Source organism: Clostridium thailandense (assembly GCF_019207025.1).
Lineage (GTDB): Bacteria > Bacillota > Clostridia > Clostridiales > Clostridiaceae > Clostridium_AM > Clostridium_AM thailandense.
Map to the genome: position 1 here is coordinate 1 of NZ_JAEEGC010000030.1, position 19,889 is coordinate 19,889.

A 19,889-nucleotide genomic window follows, 5' to 3' on the forward strand; every position below is an offset into this window, starting at 1 on the left:
TGCGTATAAGTCTACTTTCTGCCTTGGTAACATCTATCGGAGTATAGATTAAGTGTCGGCCGTAACGTGAATGTCTATATTATTTACTCCACTTTAATATTGGAGATCTTGCTGCCTTAACTTCATCCAGTCTTTTAATTTCTGTACAATTGGGCGCTGATTTAACAATATTAGGATTTTCTTTTGCTTCTTCAGCAATTTTAATCATAGCATCAATAAATTCATTAAGAGTTTCAAGTTTCTCTGTTTCTGTTGGCTCTATCATTAACGCCTCATGAACAATTAATGGAAAATAAATTGTTGGAGGATGATATCCATAGTCCAGCAACCTTTTTGCAACATCTAGAGTTGATACATCATTTTCATTATCTTTTAAGCCTGCTAACACAAATTCATGTTTACATATATTATCCATAGGCAAGTTATAATACTCTTTTAATTTAGCTCTCAAATAGTTCGCATTTAAGACTGCAGCTTCACTTACTTCTTTTAGTCCTACTGCACCCATAGTTAAAATATATGAAAATGCCTTAACCATAACTCCAAAATTACCATAAAAACTCTTCACTTTTCCAATTGAATAAGGCAAATCATAATCTAAATAATATTTTTCATCCTTTTTTGATATAATTGGTTTTGGCAGGAATTCTATTAAATCTTTTCTAACTCCTATTGGACCACTCCCAGGACCTCCTCCACCATGGGGAGTTGAAAATGTTTTGTGTAAATTCAAATGACATACATCAAATCCCATATCTCCTGGTCTTGTTATCCCCATTATGGCATTCATATTGGCACCATCATAGTAGAGTAATCCTCCGGCTTCATGAACAAGCTTAGCTATTTTTATTATGTTTTTTTCAAATAGTCCTAAGGTACTTGGGTTAGTAAGCATTAAACCTGCAGTTTCATCATTTAAAACAGTTTTTAGGTCTTCAATATCTACTGCACCATCACAATCTGATTTTACCTCTATTACATTAAAGCCAGCTACTGATGCTGAGGCTGGGTTTGTGCCATGTGCTGAATCAGGAACTATTATATTTTTTCTTTTAAAATCCCCTCTTTTTTCATGATAGGCTTTAATGACCATAAGTCCTGATAACTCACCATGAGCTCCTGCCGCTGGCTGTAGAGACACGGCCTCAAGCCCGACTATTTCTGCTAGCTTTTCACTAAGTTCATACATTAACTTTAAAGCACCCTGTACAGTATCTTCTGACTGATAAGGGTGAATATTTAAGAATCCTGGTAACGCAGACATATCTTCATTAATTTTAGGATTGTATTTCATAGTACAGGAACCTAGAGGATAAAAACCCGAATCAACCCCATAATTTTTATTTGAAATTAGTGTGAAATGTCTAACTACATCGACTTCACTAACCTCTGGAAGTTCAGGCTCCTTTTCACTTAACAATTCTTTAGGAATTAAAGCTTCAATACTTTTTTCGGGTACATCACAGCAAGGAAGCGAATATGCCTTTCTCCCTTCTTTTGATAGTTCAAATATAATTTTATTATATTCTTTCATTATTTGCTTCCCTCCAATACATATGCCAATTTATCAATTTCGCTCTTTGTCCTTTTTTCAGTTACACAAAAGAGCATTGAATTTTTATAATTAGGGTATTCCTTATCTATTTCATATCCACCAAGTATTTTATTTTCTAATAGCTTTTCATTAATATCCTTAGCAGAATTATTTGATGTCACTACAAATTCTTTAAAAAATGGCTTATTAAATACTGAAGTGTATCTTCCGCTCTTTGTTATCTGTTCAAAGGCGTAATGCGATTTCTGCATGCTTTGCACAGCTACTTCTCTAATTCCTTTTTTCCCTAGAGTAGTTAGATATATTAAAGCCGTTAATGCATTCAGTGCTTGGTTCGAGCATATATTTGATGAAGCCTTATCTCTCCTTATGTGTTGTTCTCTTGCCTGAAGTGTTAGAACAAATCCTCTCTTTCCTTCTGTATCTATCGTTTGTCCTACTATTCTTCCAGCCATCTTCCTCAAATACTTATTTGTTGTGGCTAAAAATCCTAAATATGGCCCACCAAAGTTTAAATTATTACCTAAAGCTTGACCTTCACCTACTACTATATCCGCACCATATTCTCCTGGATTCTTTAATACACCAAGAGATATAGGATCACAACTTACAATTAATAAGGATTTATTTTGATGTACAATTTTTTCTACTTCTTCAAGTTCTTCGATTATTCCAAAGAAGTTAGGTGTCTGAATAATAACAGCAGCCACTTCTTTATTTAACTGTGCTTTAAGTTTTTCTATGTCTGTAACACCATCACTCTCATCTATTTCAACAAGTTTTAAATTCTTGACCTTTAAATAAGTATTTAATACCTTTCTAGTTTCTGGATGGAGAGTTTTTGAAGCTAAAATTGTTTTTCTTCTTGTCGAATCCACTGCCATTTGAGCAGCTTCAGCACAGGCAGTTGCACCATCATACATCGAAGCATTTGAAGCATCCATCCCTGTAAGATTTGCTATCATTGTTTGATATTCAAATATGGCCTGCAGGGTTCCTTGACTTATTTCTGCTTGATAAGGTGTATATGCAGTGTAAAACTCCGATCTTGATACAATATGCTTAGTCAATGAAGGTATATAATGATCATAGGCTCCTGCACCTAAAAAGCATACCAAATCATTACAGTTTTTATTTAAGCCAGATAAATTATTTAAATAAGCTTGAACCTCTATCTCAGACATACCCCTATTTATATTTAGTTTTCTATTTAGTTGTACAGCCCCGGGAATATCTGAAAAAAGTTCGTCTATAGAATCTACTCCTATTGTCTTTAGCATTATAGCTTTGTCTTCTTCTGTTAACGGCAAATATGGATGCATAATACCCCTCCTAATCACATATTTTTTCATATTCCTCAGCTTTTAACAAATCATCAAGCTCTGTTGTTTTATCTTCTATTTGAACAGCAATCATCCAGCTTCCATAAGGGTCATCATTAACTAATTCAGGACTATCCTCTAAACTTTCGTTTATTTCTACTACTTTTCCACTAATTGGAATGCATAAATCTGAAGCTGCCTTTACTGATTCAACAACTCCGAAACAATCATTTTTTGAAAACTCTGTATCAAGCTCTGGTAATTCTACAAAAACTATTTCTCCTAGTGAATTTTGTGCAAAATCAGTAATACCTATATATGCCTTATTGCCTTCAACTTTTACCCATTCATGATCATTACTATACAATAATTCTTTTAATATTTTCATTTAAAATTCCCCCTATAATTTAATTTATTTATTATAATTTTTTTTATAAAACTTTTTATCAACTACTACTGCTTCATTAAGTTTGTTTCTAATTTTAATGAAGATTGTAGTTCCTAGTTCACAATATTTTGTGTCTATTAGAGCTAATCCTATATTTTTCTTTAACGAAGGTGAAAGATATCCAGTTGTAACTACTCCTACCTTTTCTTCTCCTATAAAGACCTCATAACCATGCCTTGGAATTGATTTGCTTTTCATCTCAAATCCCACTAGCTTTTGGCTTAACCCTTCTTGTTTTTGTTTTATAAGAGCACTTTTGCCTATAAAATCTTCCTTATTTAACTTGACGAAAATCCCCAAATCTGCTTCCAGCGGTGTAATATATTTTGATAATTCGTTGCCATAAAGTGGTAAATTAACTTCAAATCTTAAAGTATCTCTAGCTCCTAATCCAACTGGCTTCAAACCATCTTCTTTTCCTGCTGCTAGTATTTCATCCCATAAGTCTACCGAATTTTCTGTATCAGTATAAAGTTCAAAACCATCTTCACCAGTATAACCAGTTCTAGAAACTAGGCACTTTTTACCATTAATCAAAACCTCTCTTTTGCAAAAGAAAAACTTTATATCCTTTAATGGCATATCTGTGAGCTTTTGAAGTATACTTTCTGCTTTTGGACCTTGAATTGCAAGTTGAGAAATTGATTGTGATATATTAATTAAGCTTATATCAAAATTATCTTTATTGCTTAACATCCACTCAAAATCCTTTTCTATATTTCCAGCGTTTATAACCAGAAAGAAATTATTTTTATCAAATCTATATACTAATAAATCATCAACAACTCCCCCATCTTGATAACACATAAGTGTATATAGCACTTGATTGTCTTTTAATAATGTAACATCATTAGTTACTAATTTTTGAATAAATCTAAGCGCATCTTCTCCCTTTACCTCAACTTCCCCCATATGAGAAACATCAAATAATCCAGCAGCTCTCCTAACTGCTTCATGTTCAGGGATTATCCCTTCAAACTGTACTGGCAGCGCCCATCCAGCAAAGTCTATGATTTTCCCGCCATATTTCTCATAAGAATTAAATAATGCGGTTTTCTTTAATTGTTCCATTATAATTCCCCCTCTTTTTTGTGAATAACTAAAAAGGACATGAAGGCCAACCTTAAGCTGGCCCACATGTCCTCTGTTTTTTTACCTGAGAGTTTCGATATATACATATCTTGCACCTTGGGTTCTGTTAATTAAAACAGTATCTTCAGAGTCTCGTCCTATAGTGCTATATTTACCTGAAAGTTTCTGATATATATGTGGAATCTATATCATTGCTCCTTCGGTTAACAAACGTTATCTCACACTATATTCATCCGAAAAATATTATGATTTATTTATGCACTAATTATATAACAATTCATAATATTTTTCAACTAAAATTTATGAAATTAATATATTTTTATTATTTAAATTGATAATTTTACAAATTTCACGCTCTTATTTTGTTTTTCGCCCTTAAATGTATTTCGTTTTCAAAAACAAAGTCTATTATTTTTTCTCTTTCTTTTTCTGTAATAATATCAAAATATATCCCATAAAGGTATATGGTTTCATTAGGATCAGAAATTACTTCTTTTCTTGTTATTTTACTAAGCAAGGACAATCTACCTTTTATATTTATACATACTATTATCTGACTTCCTATCTCCAAGTTATCCAAGCACTGCAATCTAAGTCCTCCTCCACTTATATCAGTTATAACACCCGGTACATATTTATGATTTGACAGTATATCCGTAGGTATTTCTGACATAAGATGAAAATGGGTATTAGTAGGTAATGGAAGATAATAAATTTTTAAATCAATAGGTATTCTATGATATATTCTTCTATCAATAATCCTTACTGTTTCTGGGGGACTTAATACCAGATATATATAATTGTCATTATTTTTTACTCCTAGGACAATTGATCTACAAAGGAAAAGATTCCGCTCCTGTAATATTATAAGTTCAATACCTTTTTTTTCTGGAAAAATAAAGTGTTCATAAAAATCAATACTTACAAGAATGCAGTTTTTATAAACCGTCTTCACTTGTCCAGCACAACTCCTACTCTCATGCAATAATTGAATAACTTTATTACAATTATTTAAGTCGATAAACTCACTCAAATCTAGTCACATCCCCTAATAGTGTAGTATATATTTATTATATATTAAAATTTAAAATATTCCTACAAAATTAGAAAAGCTTACATGTATTAATCTTCTCTTAAAATATTTATATCTTTACCTTGCATAACTTTATTCATGTTTCTCATAGCACACATCTTACCACACATAGTACAAGTATCTTCATGTTTCGGAGTAGACTCTTTTCTATATCTACGTGCTTTTTCTGGATCAATAGCTAATTCAAACATTGTATTCCAATCAAGCTCTTGTCTCGCTTTGCTCATTTTATAATCCCAATCTTTTGCACCTTTAACGTTCTTAGCTATATCTGCTGCATGAGCTGCTATTTTAGAAGCAATTATTCCTTCTTTCATATCTTCCAAATTAGGAAGTCTCAAATGCTCTGCAGGTGTAACATAACATAAAAAATCTGCACCATTTGCTGCTGCAATGGCTCCACCTATAGCACTTGTAATATGATCATATCCTGGAGCAATGTCTGTGACTAACGGTCCTAAAACATAAAAAGGTGCTCCGAAACATAATTTTTTCTCTAAAAGCATATTTGCTGCTATTTCATTTAAAGCCATGTGTCCAGGTCCTTCAATTATTACCTGTACATTTTTCTCCCAAGCTCTTTTAGTTAACTCACCAAGAGTAATAAGTTCTTTTATTTGACTAGCGTCAGTAGCATCATTAATACTTCCTGGACGACATGCATCACCTAAACTTATGGTCACATCATATTTCGCACATATATCTAGAACTCTATCATAATGCTCATAAAACGGATTTTCTTTATTATTTAACTCCATCCAAGCGTATAATAAAGCTCCCCCTCTTGAAACTATATTTGTTAATCTTTTATTTCTTTTAAAAACCTGTGCAGTTTCTCTATTTATTCCACAGTGGATTGTCATAAAGTCTACTCCATCTTGAGCATGCTTCTCCACTACATCTAAAAATTCTTCAGCAGATATATCACTTAGTTCTTTATCATAAAATCCCACTGCATCATATATAGGTACTGTTCCAATCATTGCCGGTGACATTTCTATAAGCTTTTTTCTAAATTCTTCTGTCTTTCCAAAGGAACTTAGATCCATAATTGCTTCAGCTTTCATTTCTATGGCAGTCTTAACTTTTTCTAATTCCATGTCTATATTCATACAATCCTTAGAAATTCCTAAGTTAACATTAATTTTAGTTCTAAGTCCTTGTCCCACACCTTCTGCACTTAAGGCCTTATGATTCTTATTTGCAGGTATTACAATTTTGCCTTCAGCTACAAGCTCTCTTAATGTTTCAATTTCTATGTTTTCCTTTTTAGAAACCATCTCCATCTCTTTTGTTATAAATCCTTTTTTTGCAGCATCCATCTGTGTTGTGTAATTCATAAATTTACATCTCCTCTTTATTATAAATTGTATTTTTTATATTTATAAAAAGTTCATATCAAAATTTTAAAAATTTAAAGCTTTAATATAAAACTTCGTTTACCCACAAAATAAAAAAACACAAATCCATAGGATTTGTGTTTTATAATTAACAACTTATACAAATATAATTCAACTAAAACAACTTCCTACGCTGGTATTATCCAGTTCAGGTTCATAGGGTCAAAGAATTAAGGTTCTTACTCTCAGTTGGCCAATCCAACCCCCCTGTGTTTTCTATTCACTTCTTAATATATATTAACATAATATACCTTTATATTCAATTATAACTTTTAATATCTCTATCAAAAAGCTTCAATAGCTCTTCTCGTGATAACTTATTTATAACATCATTGCTTTTTAATTCATCTGTTATTATACTGCCGATCAATTCTTTTTTATGTTCCTGAAGTAATATAATTTTTTCTTCTATAGTTCCTCTTGCAACTAATTTAACTACTTCCACCACATTTTTTTGACCGATTCTGTGTGCCCTATCTGTTGCCTGATCTTCCACCGCTGGATTCCACCATGGATCAAAATGAATAACTAAGGTTGCAGAAGTTAAATTAAGTCCAGTTCCTCCTGCCTTTAAAGAAATTAAAAATATCTTTGACTCATCACTGCTATTAAATTCATTAACTAATCTGATTCTTTCTTTAGAGCTAGTAGAACCATCTAAATATAGATAATTTATAGCTTTATCCTCCAATAATTTAGCTATCTTTTTCAATACAGATGTAAATTGAGAAAAGAGCAAAAGTTTTTCACCAGAAGCTGCCTGCTCTTCTATCAGGGACATTGCAACTTTGAATTTTCCACTTCCACCTTTGTATTCATCAAATATAAGTGAGGGATCTAAGCAAATTTGTCTTAATTTTGTTAAATAAGTTAAAATCTCTATATTGTTATCCGCTTTATTTTTCATTTTTTCTTGTATATTTTTTATATAAGAATTATACAATGACTTTTGCACCGATGTCATTTCAACCAATATTTGACTTTCTATTTTATCCGGTAGATCTTTTGCAACTTCTTTTTTAGTCCTTCTTAGTATAAAGGGCTTTATTAATAACTTAAGTTCTTCTAAATCACACTCAATATTTGAAACAAATTTTTCGTCAAAGGTTTCTTTTGAATATAAATATCCAGGCATGATAAAATCAAATATTGACCAAAGCTCATTTAAATTATTCTCAATAGGAGTTCCAGTAAGTGCAAATTTTACTTTTGCATCAATTTCTTTTACTGCCTTTGTACTTTGAGCTCCTGGATTTTTTATATTTTGGGCTTCATCTATGATACAGTAGTCAAATTGAATTTCCTTATATTTTTCAATATTATTTCTTAAGGTACCATAGGTAGTTAAAACTATAGAGAACTCCTCTAATCTACTCATTATTTCTTCATATTTTCTTATGTTTCCATGTAGAATTATGACTTTTAATTTAGGTGCAAATCTTTCTATTTCATTTTTCCAGTTATAAATTAAGGCAGTAGGAGTAACTATTAAAGACTTTTTATTTTCTTCTGCTGTAAGAAAGGCTATAGTTTGAACTGTCTTACCAAGTCCCATTTCATCTGCGAGAATTCCGCCAAGCTCTAATTCACTTAAATTTTTAAGCCATTTAAATCCACTTATTTGATATTCTCTAAGTACTGCTTTTAGATTTTTAGGTAAAATCACTTTTTCTTCATTCATCTTAGTAAATTTATCTTCTAGCAAATTAATGCCACTGCCAAACTTAAAATTTTTATATTTTAAATTTTCCATTATATAAAAGGCTTTATTTTTTTCTAATTTCAACAAGCCTTTATCTATATTTTTATCAACCTCTAAAACCTCAAGTAAGTTCATAAAGCTTTTTATGTCCTCATCTTGGAAGTCAATGAACTTATTATTTCTGGTTTTATAGAACTTATTGTTAGCTTTATAGCTTTCATATATATTTCTAAACTCTTCCTTTGGAATATCTTCAATATTATATCTAAGATATAAATATCCTTTTTCTTCATTCAAATCTATTTGAATAAAAGATGAATCAAATATTTTTATGTCCTCTAATCCTCTTCCAAGAATAATAGTACCTAAAGAATGGATGGTATTTTCTTGTGGGTTTAGTAGGTTAAAAAGCTCTTCATCTCCACCAGTAAACAAGAATCTATCTTTTCTTTTAATAAACTTATAGTATTCTAGTTTCATTGCAACTTTTTCTTCTTTGCTATAGTCTCTCAAGAATTCTATCTTATTGTTATCATATTTTAATATATTAATGCTTTCACCATAATAACTTGCATGAACATCACAATAAATATTATCCTCCATTTTATAAAGCAAAAAATCAAACTTCAATGAACTAGATGCAAATTCCCTTATATTTTCTGCGATATTAATATCCTCCGAAATTTCTTTTAGCAGATAAGTAATTTTATTATAGTTTTTTAAAGTCATATTAAATAAAATTTTACCTTCTCCTTGAAATCTTTTATATAAAGGGCCATATTTTTCAATTTGACTTAATGATGGCAGATAAAGTTGATATTCAAAAAAATATACATCTTTATTAGTATTTAAGGAAATTGGAAGCCTCCTATGAGTTGTTAAAACAAACTGCTGATTTTTTTCTTTTAACGTAAAACTTAGAGGTAAATCTTTTTTTAATACAAATGTCTTATATTCTATTCCATTGTATTTAAACAAAATTTTTTTTCCATCCATACATTCTAAAAACAATCGTAAATCATTCGGCTGTAGTATCAGATTTCTTCCAGCAATTGAAATTCCTTGATTTTCATGAACATATTTTCTTATAAAATCTATAATTTTTATATTATTAGAGGAAATAACGTATTTTTTTGCATTATACACAAAATGATTATTAAAAAGAATATCTTCCTTATTATCTAAATGTACAATAAAGTTTCTTAAATCAGTAACTAGATACTTATGTTCATGGCCAAAACGAAATTCTACTTCATAACTTGTTGTATTTTTTAAAGATTTACAGATTACTTTTACATCAATATCAACTTCAACTTTTATTTTCTTACTTTGAGACGGATTTTCATTTGTATCTTCTTTTCTAGATTTTTTCTTGTACAATAAACTTAAAAACGCATATGCTGTAGCAGTTAAATGTTCGCACATAAACAACTTCTTATTTATAGAAATTTCTTTGAAATCGTTACAAGTACATTCTACACTATGTAACTTTTTGTTCGATAAATTCACTTTTATGTGTGTTTTAGCTTCATCCTTATTAATATTATTTAATACATTTCCATATATATGATAAATATTATCTATCTTTTTTCCTTTAACATTATAAACTAGCTTATCTCTAAAAATTTTTTCTCCATTTTTTCTCATCAAATTAGAAGATGTTTCAAAGATTATTTGATCTAATTCTTTCAGGTTCATTTTCTCATTCCTCTGTTCCTGTAAATATACATTTTTTATCTCCTTTCTAGTTTACTTCCTATAATCAATTTGATGCTTTTACTAACATGTGTTATTATACATCTTAAAAGGATATACTTCGTATGCTATTTTGTACAGCATATAAATTAAGGAGGTTTATTATGTCATTAAGTATGGATGATATTAAATTAATAGCCAATAATATTTTTAAGAAAGAAGAAGTAAGTGATATCAATATTTTTATTGATAACAATCCCTCTCAATGCGCAACTAGTTTTAAAAAATCCACTAATACACTTCATATAAACAAAAGAGCTTTAAGTATGGCAGCTTTAACCTATGGAATAAAGGAAGAAGTTGTACTTACGATAAGAATGTATCTTGAGATAGCTCATATAAATAATTGTCAAGTTCCCACATACAATAGATATGAGCAACTCTTAAAGCTAAAGGAGAATGGTGAAATATCAATTGATGAATTAATAGAATATAATAAAATAATTAAAGATATAAAAGATTTAGCTTGGGATTATTGTGAAAATAGAGTGAAGGCTGAATATGCTGACCATATCGATGACTGCAAAAGGCTGAGAACTGTTTCTTTAGGTAAAGTTTAGAGAGCTTAGTGGATAGCTCTCTTTTTATATTTTTTCCCTGATACTTCAACACCCCCTATAGTAATTAAAGCATCATCATCAAAGCCGTGAACAATTGATTTTAATTTTGCAATTTCAAGTCTTGATACAACTACATATATTACATTCGTTGCAATTCCCTTATAGCCACCCTTTCCTTCAAGTAAGGTAACCCCTCTTCCAAGTCTATCTATAAGAGCTTCTGAAATATCCTTATGTCTTTCAGATATAATAATTACCGCTTTTGATTCATCCAATCCTTCTACAGTAATATCAATTACCTTAAAGGCAATGAAATATGCTATTAATGAATACATAGCTCTATTCCATCCAAATATAAAGCCAGAGGTTCCTAATATAAATAAGTTAAAGAACATTACAATTTCTCCAATTGAAAAGCTTGACCTTCTATCTAGTATTATGGCCACAATCTCGGTACCATCTAAAGAACCTCCATTTCTTATTATTATTCCAACTCCTGCTCCTAAAATAATTCCTCCAAAGATTGTTGCTAAAAAGACATCTTTTGTAATACCTGGAACAGGATGAAGAATACTTACGCCAATAGATAAACATAAAACTCCAAATAATGTTGATATGGTAAAGGTTTTTCCTATTTGTTTATACCCTAAAGCAAAAAACGGTATGTTGAGCAAAAGTATAAATGCTCCTAGCGGTAATTTTGTTAGGTAACTTGCCATTATTGATATTCCTGTTATTCCACCATCAATTATATTGTTAGGAATTAAAAATATTTCAAGGCCAATTGACGCTAAAGCAGCTCCCAGCATTATTGAAAAAACTTTAAAAATGAAACTAAAATATTTCCGACTTTTTTTTGTCATATAATATCCCCCTTAACCTCAATCAATTATATTAAAGTTAATGATTAAATATGCTTCATTACATCATAAAAATTATCAAAGGCATAGTAATCTATCTTTTCCTCCTCGCAATACTCCTTTAGAAAAGATTTAGCAAATATTTTATCTGCATAGACACAAGCACATCTGTCGGAATGTCCATCTCCTATATAATAGACTTCATAGCCTTCAGATTTTAACCTTTGAACTATTTTTTTCTTACAATTTCCGCACATATTGCATTCTTTGTCTTGATTTAAAAAAGAAAGTCTCCATCCTTCATCATAAGATGCACTATTACAGGAAAGTTCCAAATCTTCAAGATTATTAAGTCTAAGTATTTCCTTTATATAAATATCATACCCATCAGATAACACTATTATCTTATATGAGTTTCTTTTTATTATATTCACAAATTCCTTAAATCCAGGGTTTATTTCAAATTTACCAGCAAAATCTCTTATTTCTTCATCACTATGCCTAATTAAATCCCATTGTTTTTGTCCACACTCAGAAGTGCCTATTTCTTTTCTAATCCAGCGGTCTCCTATTTCTCTCCAACCTTCTCCTGCAAACTTTTGTATTATAGAAAATCCCACATCTTTTACGGTTATAGTTCCATCAAAATCTACTACAAATGCTTTTTTCAAATTTTTTCCCTCCAAGATATCATGTATTTATGATTGTATATTATTTCTTATAAGCTATTCTTCCATTAATGATTGTATATAATGTATTTGTAAATATCTCCATGGGATTACCATCGTATATTGCAATATCAGCATCCTTACCTTTCTCAATGCTTCCAATCCTATTACTTACACCAAGTATTTCTGCTGCATTTATAGTTATTGACTTTAATCCATCTTCCATACTTAATCCTGCTTTGACAGCTAATCCGGCACATATAGGCAGATATTCAATTGGAGTTACTGGGTGATCTGTCATTAATGCAAGTTTAACACCTGCATTATTCAATACCACTGCAGTATCAAAAGATTTATTTTTCGTTTCTATTTTAGTTCTAAAGGTCATACTTGGTCCTAGTATAACCGGAGCACCGCTAGACTTTATTTGTTCCACAATAAGATTGCCATCTGTGCAATGATCAATTGTAAGTGAAACATCAAATTCCTTGGCTATTCTTATAGCCGTAAGAATATCATCTGCTCTATGTGCATGAGCTTTCAAAGGTATTTTTTTCTCTAGTACTGGTATTAAAGCTTCCATTTTAATATCCAAATCAAAGTTATCTCCTTTAGCTTGCGCCCTATCTTTCTTTGTTTTATAATTTAAACCTTTTATTAGTGTTTCTCTTAAAAGTGCAGTGGTTCCCATCCTGGTCATAGGCATTTTATTCTTACCTTTATAAATTCTTTTAGGATTCTCACCCAAAGCTATCTTTAATGCTGCTGGCTGCATAACTGCCATTTCATCAGCAGACACACCTTTAGTTTTTATTACTATAAACTGTCCTCCTATCACATTTGTGCTCCCTGGTCCACTCATAACTGTTGTTATCCCTGCCTTTACAGCCTCCCTAAAAGCAGGGTCAAGAGGATTTATCCCATCTAAGGCCCTTAAGTGAGGTGTTAAAGGATCTGACATTTCATTTAGATCATTTCCTTCTGCTCCTATTTCTTCTTCAATCATTCCTAAATGACAATGAGCATCAATCAAGCCTGGAAGAACCCATCCACCTTTAGCATCTATAATCTCCATATTATCTTGTTCTATTATTTGTTCACCAACCTCAATAATTTTGCCATTTTTAATAAGTATAGTTCCATTTTCATAGTTGATACCAGCCATAGTTACTATTTTTCCATTCTTTATCAAAAGCATATTTTCTTCCCCTCTCCCTGCTATAAACTTAAGTTCAACCAGAAACGATTTCTATTCTAGTAATTCTTTTATATCATTGTAAATTAATCTATTTGATATGCCTCCGTAGTATCTTATTATATCATCAACTACTGTAATTGGTGGTTCAAAGCCTTTGTCTATTGTGTTTCTTATTCTTTCAAATTCATCTTCAAGCTTAATCTCATTTAAATCCACAAATTCAATTATTGTCTGATCTTTTACGTCACTTTCATTAATAAATGTTTTAAGTTCATTATATGCATCCTCTAGAGTCCTTCCGGAACTTGATTTACATCCACCACAGGATTCATTTTTACTCGAACACCCATTACAGGAATTTTCTTTACTTGAACAACCACTTTGTTTATTACCACATCCACAACCACCTGTTAAAAGTTCATTCTTTACTCCAAATATTTGTACTTTTATTTTTATAGCTTCCATTATATTAAAATTCCTTTCTAGCGTTTAAATAACTATCTTATATTTAGAAATTATACCATTTTCTCTAATTAATTAACACTCCTGTTTATTTTATAAGCTTTTCTGATGATGTTCTATTAGAATTAAAATTACTATTATATAAAATAAAAAAAGTAGGAGCTCAAATTCTTAATTTCAACTCCTACTTTTTAGGTTATTTACAACCTATGCCCCAATTTTCTTAACGATCTTTGCAATTTTTTCTACTTAACTCAGCCCCTGCAGAACTACTACACTGACATTTTTTTGTTTTCCTTATTTCTTGATAGCTTTAAGATACTTCTCCTCTTCTACTCCTAAGAAATCTATAACCTAAATATCTTAGTTATCCTATACTTTGAGCAATTGCCGCTCCTGGAGGTACGATTGGAAAGACCTTTTCATCTCTATTTATTTCACATTCAATAATTACAGGTTCATTTAATTCTAATGCATTGCTTAGTACGCTTTCAATTTCATTATTATTCTGAATTTTCATTGTTCGTATTCCATAAGCGTAACCAAGCTTTATAAAATCTACATCTGGTCCCAATTGTGTATGGCAAAATCTTCCCTGATAAAACATATCTTGCCATTGATGTACCATACCTAAAGCATGATTATTTAAAACTAACTGAATTATAGGCAATTTATATTTTGCTATAGTAGCTAACTCTGTAGAATTCATTTTAAAGCTTCCATCTCCAGCGACATTAATTACCTTTTTGTTTGGATTACCAACACATGATCCTATTGCCGCACCTAAACCAAATCCCATGGTACCAAGGCCTCCTGATGATACGAAGGTTCTAGGCTTCATAAATTTAAAAAATTGAGCTGTCCAGATTTGATTTTGACCTACTTCTGTAGTTAGAATGCATTCTCCTTCAGTAAGATCAAATAACTTTTCCATGATTAGCTTTGGACTTACGTGAGAATTTTCACTTTGCATTGTTCTTAAATTTTTCCACTCTCCGATTTGTTCAATCCATTCAGAGTTATCTTTTTGCTCAGTTTCCTCTGTCAGTAATTTAATTATTCCTTTTACGTCTCCCTTTAAAGCTACATCAATTTTAATATTTTTTCCAAACTCTTTAGGGTCAATATCAATATGAATTATCTTGGCATCTGGTGCAAAAGCTTCAACCTTACTCACCACACGATCACTAAATCGTGCACCTATTGCTATAAGTACATCACAATTAGTTACTGCATAGTTTGAACATTTGCTTCCATGCATACCTACCATTCCCATATATCTTTCGTGTGTTCCAGGAAAAGCGCCCATTCCCATTAGAGAACAAGTAACAGGTGCGTTTACTTTTTCTGAAAAACTCATGAGTTCATCGTGTGCACCAGAGATAACTACTCCTCCACCAGCATAAATTACTGGTCTTTTGCTGCCATTTATGATCTCTTTTGCTTTTCTCAATTCTTCATTATCGCAAGTAACGCTTAATCTTTCTTCTCTAAGTTTTTTAGGCTCTACACATTTATATTCTACTTCAGCTATCTGTATATCTTTTGGTATATCTACAACTACTGGTCCTGGTCTTCCGCTTCTTGCTACATCAAAAGCTTCTCTTATAGTGCTTGCAAGTTTATCAGATTCTCTTACAATATAATTTTTCTTTGTTATAGATGTTGTTATATCTACAATATTTACTTCTTGAAAAGAATCCTTTCCAAGCAGACTTTGAGGAACCTGTCCTGTAAATACTACTAATGGAACTGAATCTCCATATGCAGTAGCTATACCCGTAACTGTATTGGTAGCTCCTGGACCAGAGGTTGCAAGAACAACTCCCACTTTTCCTGTAGATCTTGCATATCCATCAGCAGCATGAGTAGCCCCCTGCTCATGCGCTGTTAATATATGAGTTATTTCTCTATTTTTATACAGGGCATCATAAATTGGCAACACTGCTCCACCTGGATAACCAAATATTGTGTCTATACCCTGCTCTTTTAAACATTCTAATAATACTTCTGCTCCTGTCAACTTCATAATGATACCCCCTTAAATAGTTTAGAAAAATTTATTTATTTTCGATCCATGGCATCATAGCTCTGAGCTCTTTACCAACTTTTTCTATAGGATGATTTTGTTCTTTTCTTCTTTTTGCATAAAAGTAAGGTCTATTAACTTGATTTTCTACCATCCAGTTTCTTGCAAAAGTTCCATCTTGAATTTCACTAAGTATTTTCTTCATTTCTTTTCTTGTATCTTCAGTTATTAATCTACTTCCTGTACAGTAATCTCCATATTCAGCTGTATCACTTATGGAATATCTCATGTAGCTTAATCCACCTTGACTCATTAGGTCTACAATAAGTTTCATTTCATGTAGACATTCAAAATAAGCGTTTTCTGGTGAGTAACCTGCTTCAGTTAGAGTCTCAAAGCCAGCTTTTATAAGTTCACTTACACCTCCACAAAGTACTGCTTGTTCTCCAAATAGATCTGTTTCAGTCTCATCTTTAAAGGTTGTCTGAAGTACCCCTGCTCTTGCCCCACCTATTCCTTTTGCATAAGCAAGTGCGTAATCGTGAGCTCTTCCACTGTAATCCTGATAAACTGCAAATAGACAAGGAACTCCTTTTCCTGCAAGGTACTCACTTCTAACAGTATGTCCTGGACCTTTTGGTGCTACCATAAGTACATCTACATTAGCTGGTGGAACTATTTGATTAAAATGAATATTGAAGCCATGAGCAAACATTAATGCTTTTCCTTCACATAGATTTGGTTCTACATTTTCTTTGTATACTTTGCTTTGTTTTTCATCTGGTATTAATACCATTATAAAATCTGATTCTTTTACAGCTTCGGCTACTTCTAATACTCTTAAACCAGCTTCTTCTGCTACCTCCCAAGACTTACTTCCTTTGTATAGACCAACTACTACATCAACTCCACTATCCTTTAAGTTTAGTGCATGCGCATGACCTTGACTTCCATAACCTATTACAGCTACTTTCTTTCCTTCTAATAAATTTAAATTTGCATCATTATCATAATAAACTTTTAATCTTTCCATTTTAAATCCTCCTAAAATATAGCTATTATTTTTTATATTATCTAAAGAAATTTGATAATCTTATTTGAAAATATTTTATTTTATGTATTTTTTTAACTTATAAAAGTTGAAAAAAATATACATTATAAGCTTTTCAAAACTTTTCCAAGTCTTTTTATTCCTTCAACTATTTGTTCATCTTTCATACTTGAAAAATTTAATCTAAAATTATTTCTGTGGTTTCCATTAGGATAAAATGCTATTCCTGGTACAAAGCCTACTCTCATTTCCATTGCTTTTTTGAGTACCTCAGATGAATCTTTATCTTCTGGCAGCGTTACCCAGAGAAAAAGCCCGCCTTTAGGATGTGTAAATGAACAATTCTCAGGAAATTCTTCCTTCATAGTTTTCAGCATTAAGTCTTTTCTTCTTCTATAAACATCAATTATCTTATTTACATTTGCCTTTAAATCAAACATTTTCATATATAAAGCAGTTTCCTTTTGAGCCATAGTATTTGTTTGTAAATCCACAGATTGCTTAACTACTAAATATTGATCCAAAAACTCTTTAGTTGTACATAACCAACCAATTCTTAGGCCTGGACAAAATATTTTTGAAAACGTCCCATGGTATATTACACGATCATCTGTATCAAAGCTTTTGATAGCAGGAAGTCTTTCTCCCTCAAATATTAAATTTCCATAAGGGTTATCCTCTAATATTAGAACATCGTATTTTCTTGCTAGTTCAACTAATCTTTTTCTTCTTTCAACTGTCATTGTTATGCCTGTTGGATTTTGAAAATCTGGCACTGTATATATAAATTTAGTATTAGGATTATTCTTTAATGCTTCTTCAAGTTCTTCCATTATCATGCCATCTTGATCCATTTTTACCTCAACAAATTTAGGCCCATATGGCTGAAAAGCAGTTATTGCTCCCACATAACTAGGACTTTCACATATAACTACATCACCTTCATCCAAAAATATTCTTCCTGAGAACTCCAACCCCTGCTGTGAACCACAAGTTATCATTATGTTATCTGCTGTAGCTTCTACACCAGCATCCTTCATAATTTGTTCTGCAATGCTCTGTCTAAGCTCTTTTAATCCTTGTGTTCCACTGTACTGGAGAGCATTGTTACCATCTTCACTTAATATTTTATGTGTAATACTTTTCATTTCTTCAACTGGGAAAAGTTCACCATCTGGCAATCCTCCCGCAAATGATATTACTTCTGGCATTTCAGTGAGCTTCATTATCAGTGCAATTATTTCATCAGCTTCGCTGCTGCCTCCAGTGCTAAGTCTTTTAGCAAATTTATTTTTCATAAACTACCACTCCTTGTATTAGTATTATCAATATTAAAATTGTATATTGTATATCATATACATAAAAAAGCATAAAAAAAATCAAACCTCTGCCTGGGGCGAGAAGTTTGACCGCGGTACCACCCAAATTTTTTACTTTATTTTATAACGACAAACGCCGGCACAACTTACTTATATTTCAGTCTGCAACTCCAGGGTGATTTTCAAAGGCTTCCAATTTGTGAGCTTTCACCTAACCCCACTCTCTTTAAAATCTTTCGCTATTTACTCGTCCCTATCGTAGTTTTTATTTTATGGATTTATTTATATGGATGAATTTGTTTATTCATTCATCGTTGTTAGTGAAAATGATAATACTTTCTCTTGCACTTGTCAATATATTTTTTTAATTTTAATTTTTAAATTTTTTATCTTTACTCGTATTTCTACATTATAGTGTTTTTATTATATTTCACATAAAAACATTGATATTACGGGATTCTTTAATAAATTAATTTTATTTCAGAAATATTTTATTTAAACGTTATCACATTCTCTTATAAAGCATTTGCTAATTTTCCTTCATTTTTTGAAATAATTCAAAACAAAAAAATCATTTTTCTAAACAAGTCTAAATAATTTTTTTATACTAAATTCATTGACATTAAAATGATTTTATAGTATATTAATTTACAATACTATAAAAAACTTTGATAGGGATAAGTAAGCAAAGCTATGTTTTAAAGAGAGTGGGATTAGGTGAAAGCCCATAAACCAATGTTGTTGAAGATCACCCTTGAGTTGCAGGCTGAATTTTAGTAAGCTGTGCCGGCATTTGCCGTTATGATAACTAAGTTAAAATTTGGGTGGTACCGCGACAGACCTCGCCCCATTGTGGGTGTTGGTCTGTTTTTTATTTGCATAAATTTAAATATTAATTACGAGATTAGTGACCAGTATGGGATATAGTATAGATACCAACACCAGACACTTAACTTATGCGCAGGGATATATTGACATTCTGGAAGGCACAATTAAATACTTTTGTTATAAGTCTTAGTGAAGTATTTTAGAAAGTCTTAGGACTATTGATTTGTTTGAGGTACGAGTTTATCAATGGTTCTTAGACTTTCAAAATACGGAGCTTTAGACTTATCAAAAGTATTTATTGTGCCGGAAGAATGCCAATATATCCCGGAGTATAAGTTAAGTGTCGGCTATGGGTATCTATAGTTAACTATAACACAGAATTTTAGGGGGTTATTTATTATGACAAAGTTGAATTGGAGAAGTAAAGAATTTACAGTGGGTGTTGCTCGCGCTCCGCAGCGTTCATTATTTTATTCTATGGGATATTTACCAGCGGATTTAGAGAAACCTTTGATTGGTATAGCAAATATAGATAACCACAGTCAAA

At 31.3% G+C, this 19,889-nt stretch carries 15 protein-coding genes, 2 riboswitches and 2 other annotated features; of the genes, 1 reads left to right on the forward strand and 14 read right to left on the reverse strand.

Features of this window, described 5'->3' with window-relative positions; genetic code table 11:
- Positions 1 to 79: 79 nt before the first annotated feature.
- The 7 genes from gcvPB to I6U48_RS07120 all read right to left on the reverse strand — a co-directional run bounded on the left by gcvPB (position 80) and on the right by I6U48_RS07120 (position 10,310).
- A complete protein-coding gene (gene gcvPB / locus I6U48_RS07090) occupies positions 80 to 1,534 on the reverse strand; it encodes an aminomethyl-transferring glycine dehydrogenase subunit GcvPB (RefSeq protein WP_218319720.1) in 1,455 nt (484 codons plus the stop codon).
- On the reverse strand, positions 1,534 to 2,877 hold the full coding sequence (gene gcvPA, locus I6U48_RS07095; RefSeq protein ID WP_246615232.1) for an aminomethyl-transferring glycine dehydrogenase subunit GcvPA: 1,344 nt from the start codon (positions 2,875 to 2,877) through the stop codon (positions 1,534 to 1,536). Before gcvPA ends, gcvPB begins: the two co-directional genes overlap by 1 nt.
- Before the next feature lie 10 nt (positions 2,878 to 2,887).
- Entirely contained in the window at positions 2,888 to 3,265 is a 378-nt protein-coding gene (gcvH, locus tag I6U48_RS07100) for a glycine cleavage system protein GcvH (RefSeq protein ID WP_218319721.1), read from the reverse strand.
- Positions 3,266 to 3,289: 24 nt separating this feature from the next.
- Positions 3,290 to 4,396 (reverse strand): glycine cleavage system aminomethyltransferase GcvT, encoded by a 1,107-nt coding sequence (gene gcvT / locus I6U48_RS07105; RefSeq protein WP_218319722.1) that lies wholly within the window; start codon positions 4,394 to 4,396, stop codon positions 3,290 to 3,292.
- 63 nt (positions 4,397 to 4,459) lie between these two features.
- A riboswitch (glycine riboswitch) is annotated at positions 4,460 to 4,555 on the reverse strand.
- 211 nt (positions 4,556 to 4,766) lie between these two features.
- On the reverse strand, positions 4,767 to 5,450 hold the full coding sequence (locus tag I6U48_RS07110) for a flagellar brake protein (RefSeq protein ID WP_218319723.1): 684 nt from the start codon (positions 5,448 to 5,450) through the stop codon (positions 4,767 to 4,769).
- A gap of 89 nt (positions 5,451 to 5,539) precedes the next feature.
- Positions 5,540 to 6,850 carry a phosphomethylpyrimidine synthase ThiC gene (gene thiC / locus I6U48_RS07115; protein ID WP_218319724.1) on the reverse strand — a complete coding sequence of 437 codons (1,311 nt, stop codon included), beginning with the start codon at positions 6,848 to 6,850 and terminating at the stop codon, positions 5,540 to 5,542.
- A 167-nt stretch (positions 6,851 to 7,017) separates the two neighbouring features.
- Positions 7,018 to 7,129, reverse strand: a riboswitch (TPP riboswitch).
- Between the two features lie 40 nt (positions 7,130 to 7,169).
- A complete protein-coding gene (locus tag I6U48_RS07120; protein WP_218319725.1) occupies positions 7,170 to 10,310 on the reverse strand; it encodes a DEAD/DEAH box helicase in 3,141 nt (1,046 codons plus the stop codon).
- A 161-nt stretch (positions 10,311 to 10,471) separates the two neighbouring features.
- On the opposite strand from I6U48_RS07120, the gene I6U48_RS07125 reads away from it, so the two are divergent.
- On the forward strand, positions 10,472 to 10,927 hold the full coding sequence (locus I6U48_RS07125) for a hypothetical protein (protein ID WP_218319726.1): 456 nt from the start codon (positions 10,472 to 10,474) through the stop codon (positions 10,925 to 10,927).
- 5 nt (positions 10,928 to 10,932) lie between these two features.
- Here I6U48_RS07125 and I6U48_RS07130 read toward each other — a convergent pair whose 3' ends face one another.
- The 7 genes from I6U48_RS07130 to I6U48_RS07160 form a co-directional block, all read right to left on the reverse strand.
- Positions 10,933 to 11,790: a YitT family protein gene (locus I6U48_RS07130; protein WP_218319727.1), complete on the reverse strand. Its 858-nt coding sequence runs from the start codon at positions 11,788 to 11,790 to the stop codon at positions 10,933 to 10,935.
- A gap of 44 nt (positions 11,791 to 11,834) precedes the next feature.
- Complete coding sequence (locus tag I6U48_RS07135) at positions 11,835 to 12,458, reverse strand: MtnX-like HAD-IB family phosphatase (RefSeq protein ID WP_218319728.1); 624 nt, start codon at positions 12,456 to 12,458, stop codon at positions 11,835 to 11,837.
- A gap of 40 nt (positions 12,459 to 12,498) precedes the next feature.
- The gene (locus I6U48_RS07140; protein WP_218319729.1) at positions 12,499 to 13,653 is read right to left on the reverse strand and encodes an amidohydrolase; all 1,155 of its coding nucleotides are present in this window, start codon (positions 13,651 to 13,653) and stop codon (positions 12,499 to 12,501) included.
- A gap of 51 nt (positions 13,654 to 13,704) precedes the next feature.
- On the reverse strand, positions 13,705 to 14,118 hold the full coding sequence (locus tag I6U48_RS07145) for a hypothetical protein (RefSeq protein WP_218319730.1): 414 nt from the start codon (positions 14,116 to 14,118) through the stop codon (positions 13,705 to 13,707).
- A 364-nt stretch (positions 14,119 to 14,482) separates the two neighbouring features.
- Positions 14,483 to 16,144 carry a biosynthetic-type acetolactate synthase large subunit gene (gene ilvB, locus I6U48_RS07150; protein WP_218319731.1) on the reverse strand — a complete coding sequence of 554 codons (1,662 nt, stop codon included), beginning with the start codon at positions 16,142 to 16,144 and terminating at the stop codon, positions 14,483 to 14,485.
- 31 nt (positions 16,145 to 16,175) lie between these two features.
- Complete coding sequence (gene ilvC / locus I6U48_RS07155) at positions 16,176 to 17,177, reverse strand: ketol-acid reductoisomerase (protein WP_218319732.1); 1,002 nt, start codon at positions 17,175 to 17,177, stop codon at positions 16,176 to 16,178.
- Between the two features lie 122 nt (positions 17,178 to 17,299).
- Positions 17,300 to 18,493, reverse strand: a complete 1,194-nt coding sequence (locus tag I6U48_RS07160; protein ID WP_218319733.1) for an aminotransferase-like domain-containing protein — start codon at positions 18,491 to 18,493, stop codon at positions 17,300 to 17,302.
- A 91-nt stretch (positions 18,494 to 18,584) separates the two neighbouring features.
- Positions 18,585 to 18,783, reverse strand: a binding site (T-box leader).
- 390 nt (positions 18,784 to 19,173) lie between these two features.
- Positions 19,174 to 19,367: a binding site (T-box leader), on the forward strand.
- Positions 19,368 to 19,889 lie beyond the last annotated feature (522 nt).

Excerpts from the sequence above, each read along its gene's own strand:
- gcvPB (WP_218319720.1), bottom strand. The coding sequence starts at position 1,534 with ATGAAAGAATATAATAAAATTATATTTGAACTATCAAAAGAAGGGAGA.
- gcvPA (WP_246615232.1), bottom strand. The coding sequence starts at position 2,877 with ATGCATCCATATTTGCCGTTAACAGAAGAAGACAAAGCTATAATGCTA.
- gcvH (WP_218319721.1), bottom strand. The coding sequence starts at position 3,265 with ATGAAAATATTAAAAGAATTATTGTATAGTAATGATCATGAATGGGTA.
- gcvT (WP_218319722.1), bottom strand. The coding sequence starts at position 4,396 with ATGGAACAATTAAAGAAAACCGCATTATTTAATTCTTATGAGAAATAT.
- thiC (WP_218319724.1), bottom strand. The coding sequence starts at position 6,850 with ATGAATTACACAACACAGATGGATGCTGCAAAAAAAGGATTTATAACA.
- I6U48_RS07120 (WP_218319725.1), bottom strand. The coding sequence starts at position 10,310 with ATGAACCTGAAAGAATTAGATCAAATAATCTTTGAAACATCTTCTAAT.
- I6U48_RS07125 (WP_218319726.1), top strand. The coding sequence starts at position 10,472 with ATGTCATTAAGTATGGATGATATTAAATTAATAGCCAATAATATTTTT.
- I6U48_RS07130 (WP_218319727.1), bottom strand. The coding sequence starts at position 11,790 with ATGACAAAAAAAAGTCGGAAATATTTTAGTTTCATTTTTAAAGTTTTT.
- I6U48_RS07140 (WP_218319729.1), bottom strand. The coding sequence starts at position 13,653 with ATGCTTTTGATAAAGAATGGAAAAATAGTAACTATGGCTGGTATCAAC.
- I6U48_RS07145 (WP_218319730.1), bottom strand. The coding sequence starts at position 14,118 with ATGGAAGCTATAAAAATAAAAGTACAAATATTTGGAGTAAAGAATGAA.
- ilvB (WP_218319731.1), bottom strand. The coding sequence starts at position 16,144 with ATGAAGTTGACAGGAGCAGAAGTATTATTAGAATGTTTAAAAGAGCAG.
- ilvC (WP_218319732.1), bottom strand. The coding sequence starts at position 17,177 with ATGGAAAGATTAAAAGTTTATTATGATAATGATGCAAATTTAAATTTA.
- I6U48_RS07160 (WP_218319733.1), bottom strand. The coding sequence starts at position 18,493 with ATGAAAAATAAATTTGCTAAAAGACTTAGCACTGGAGGCAGCAGCGAA.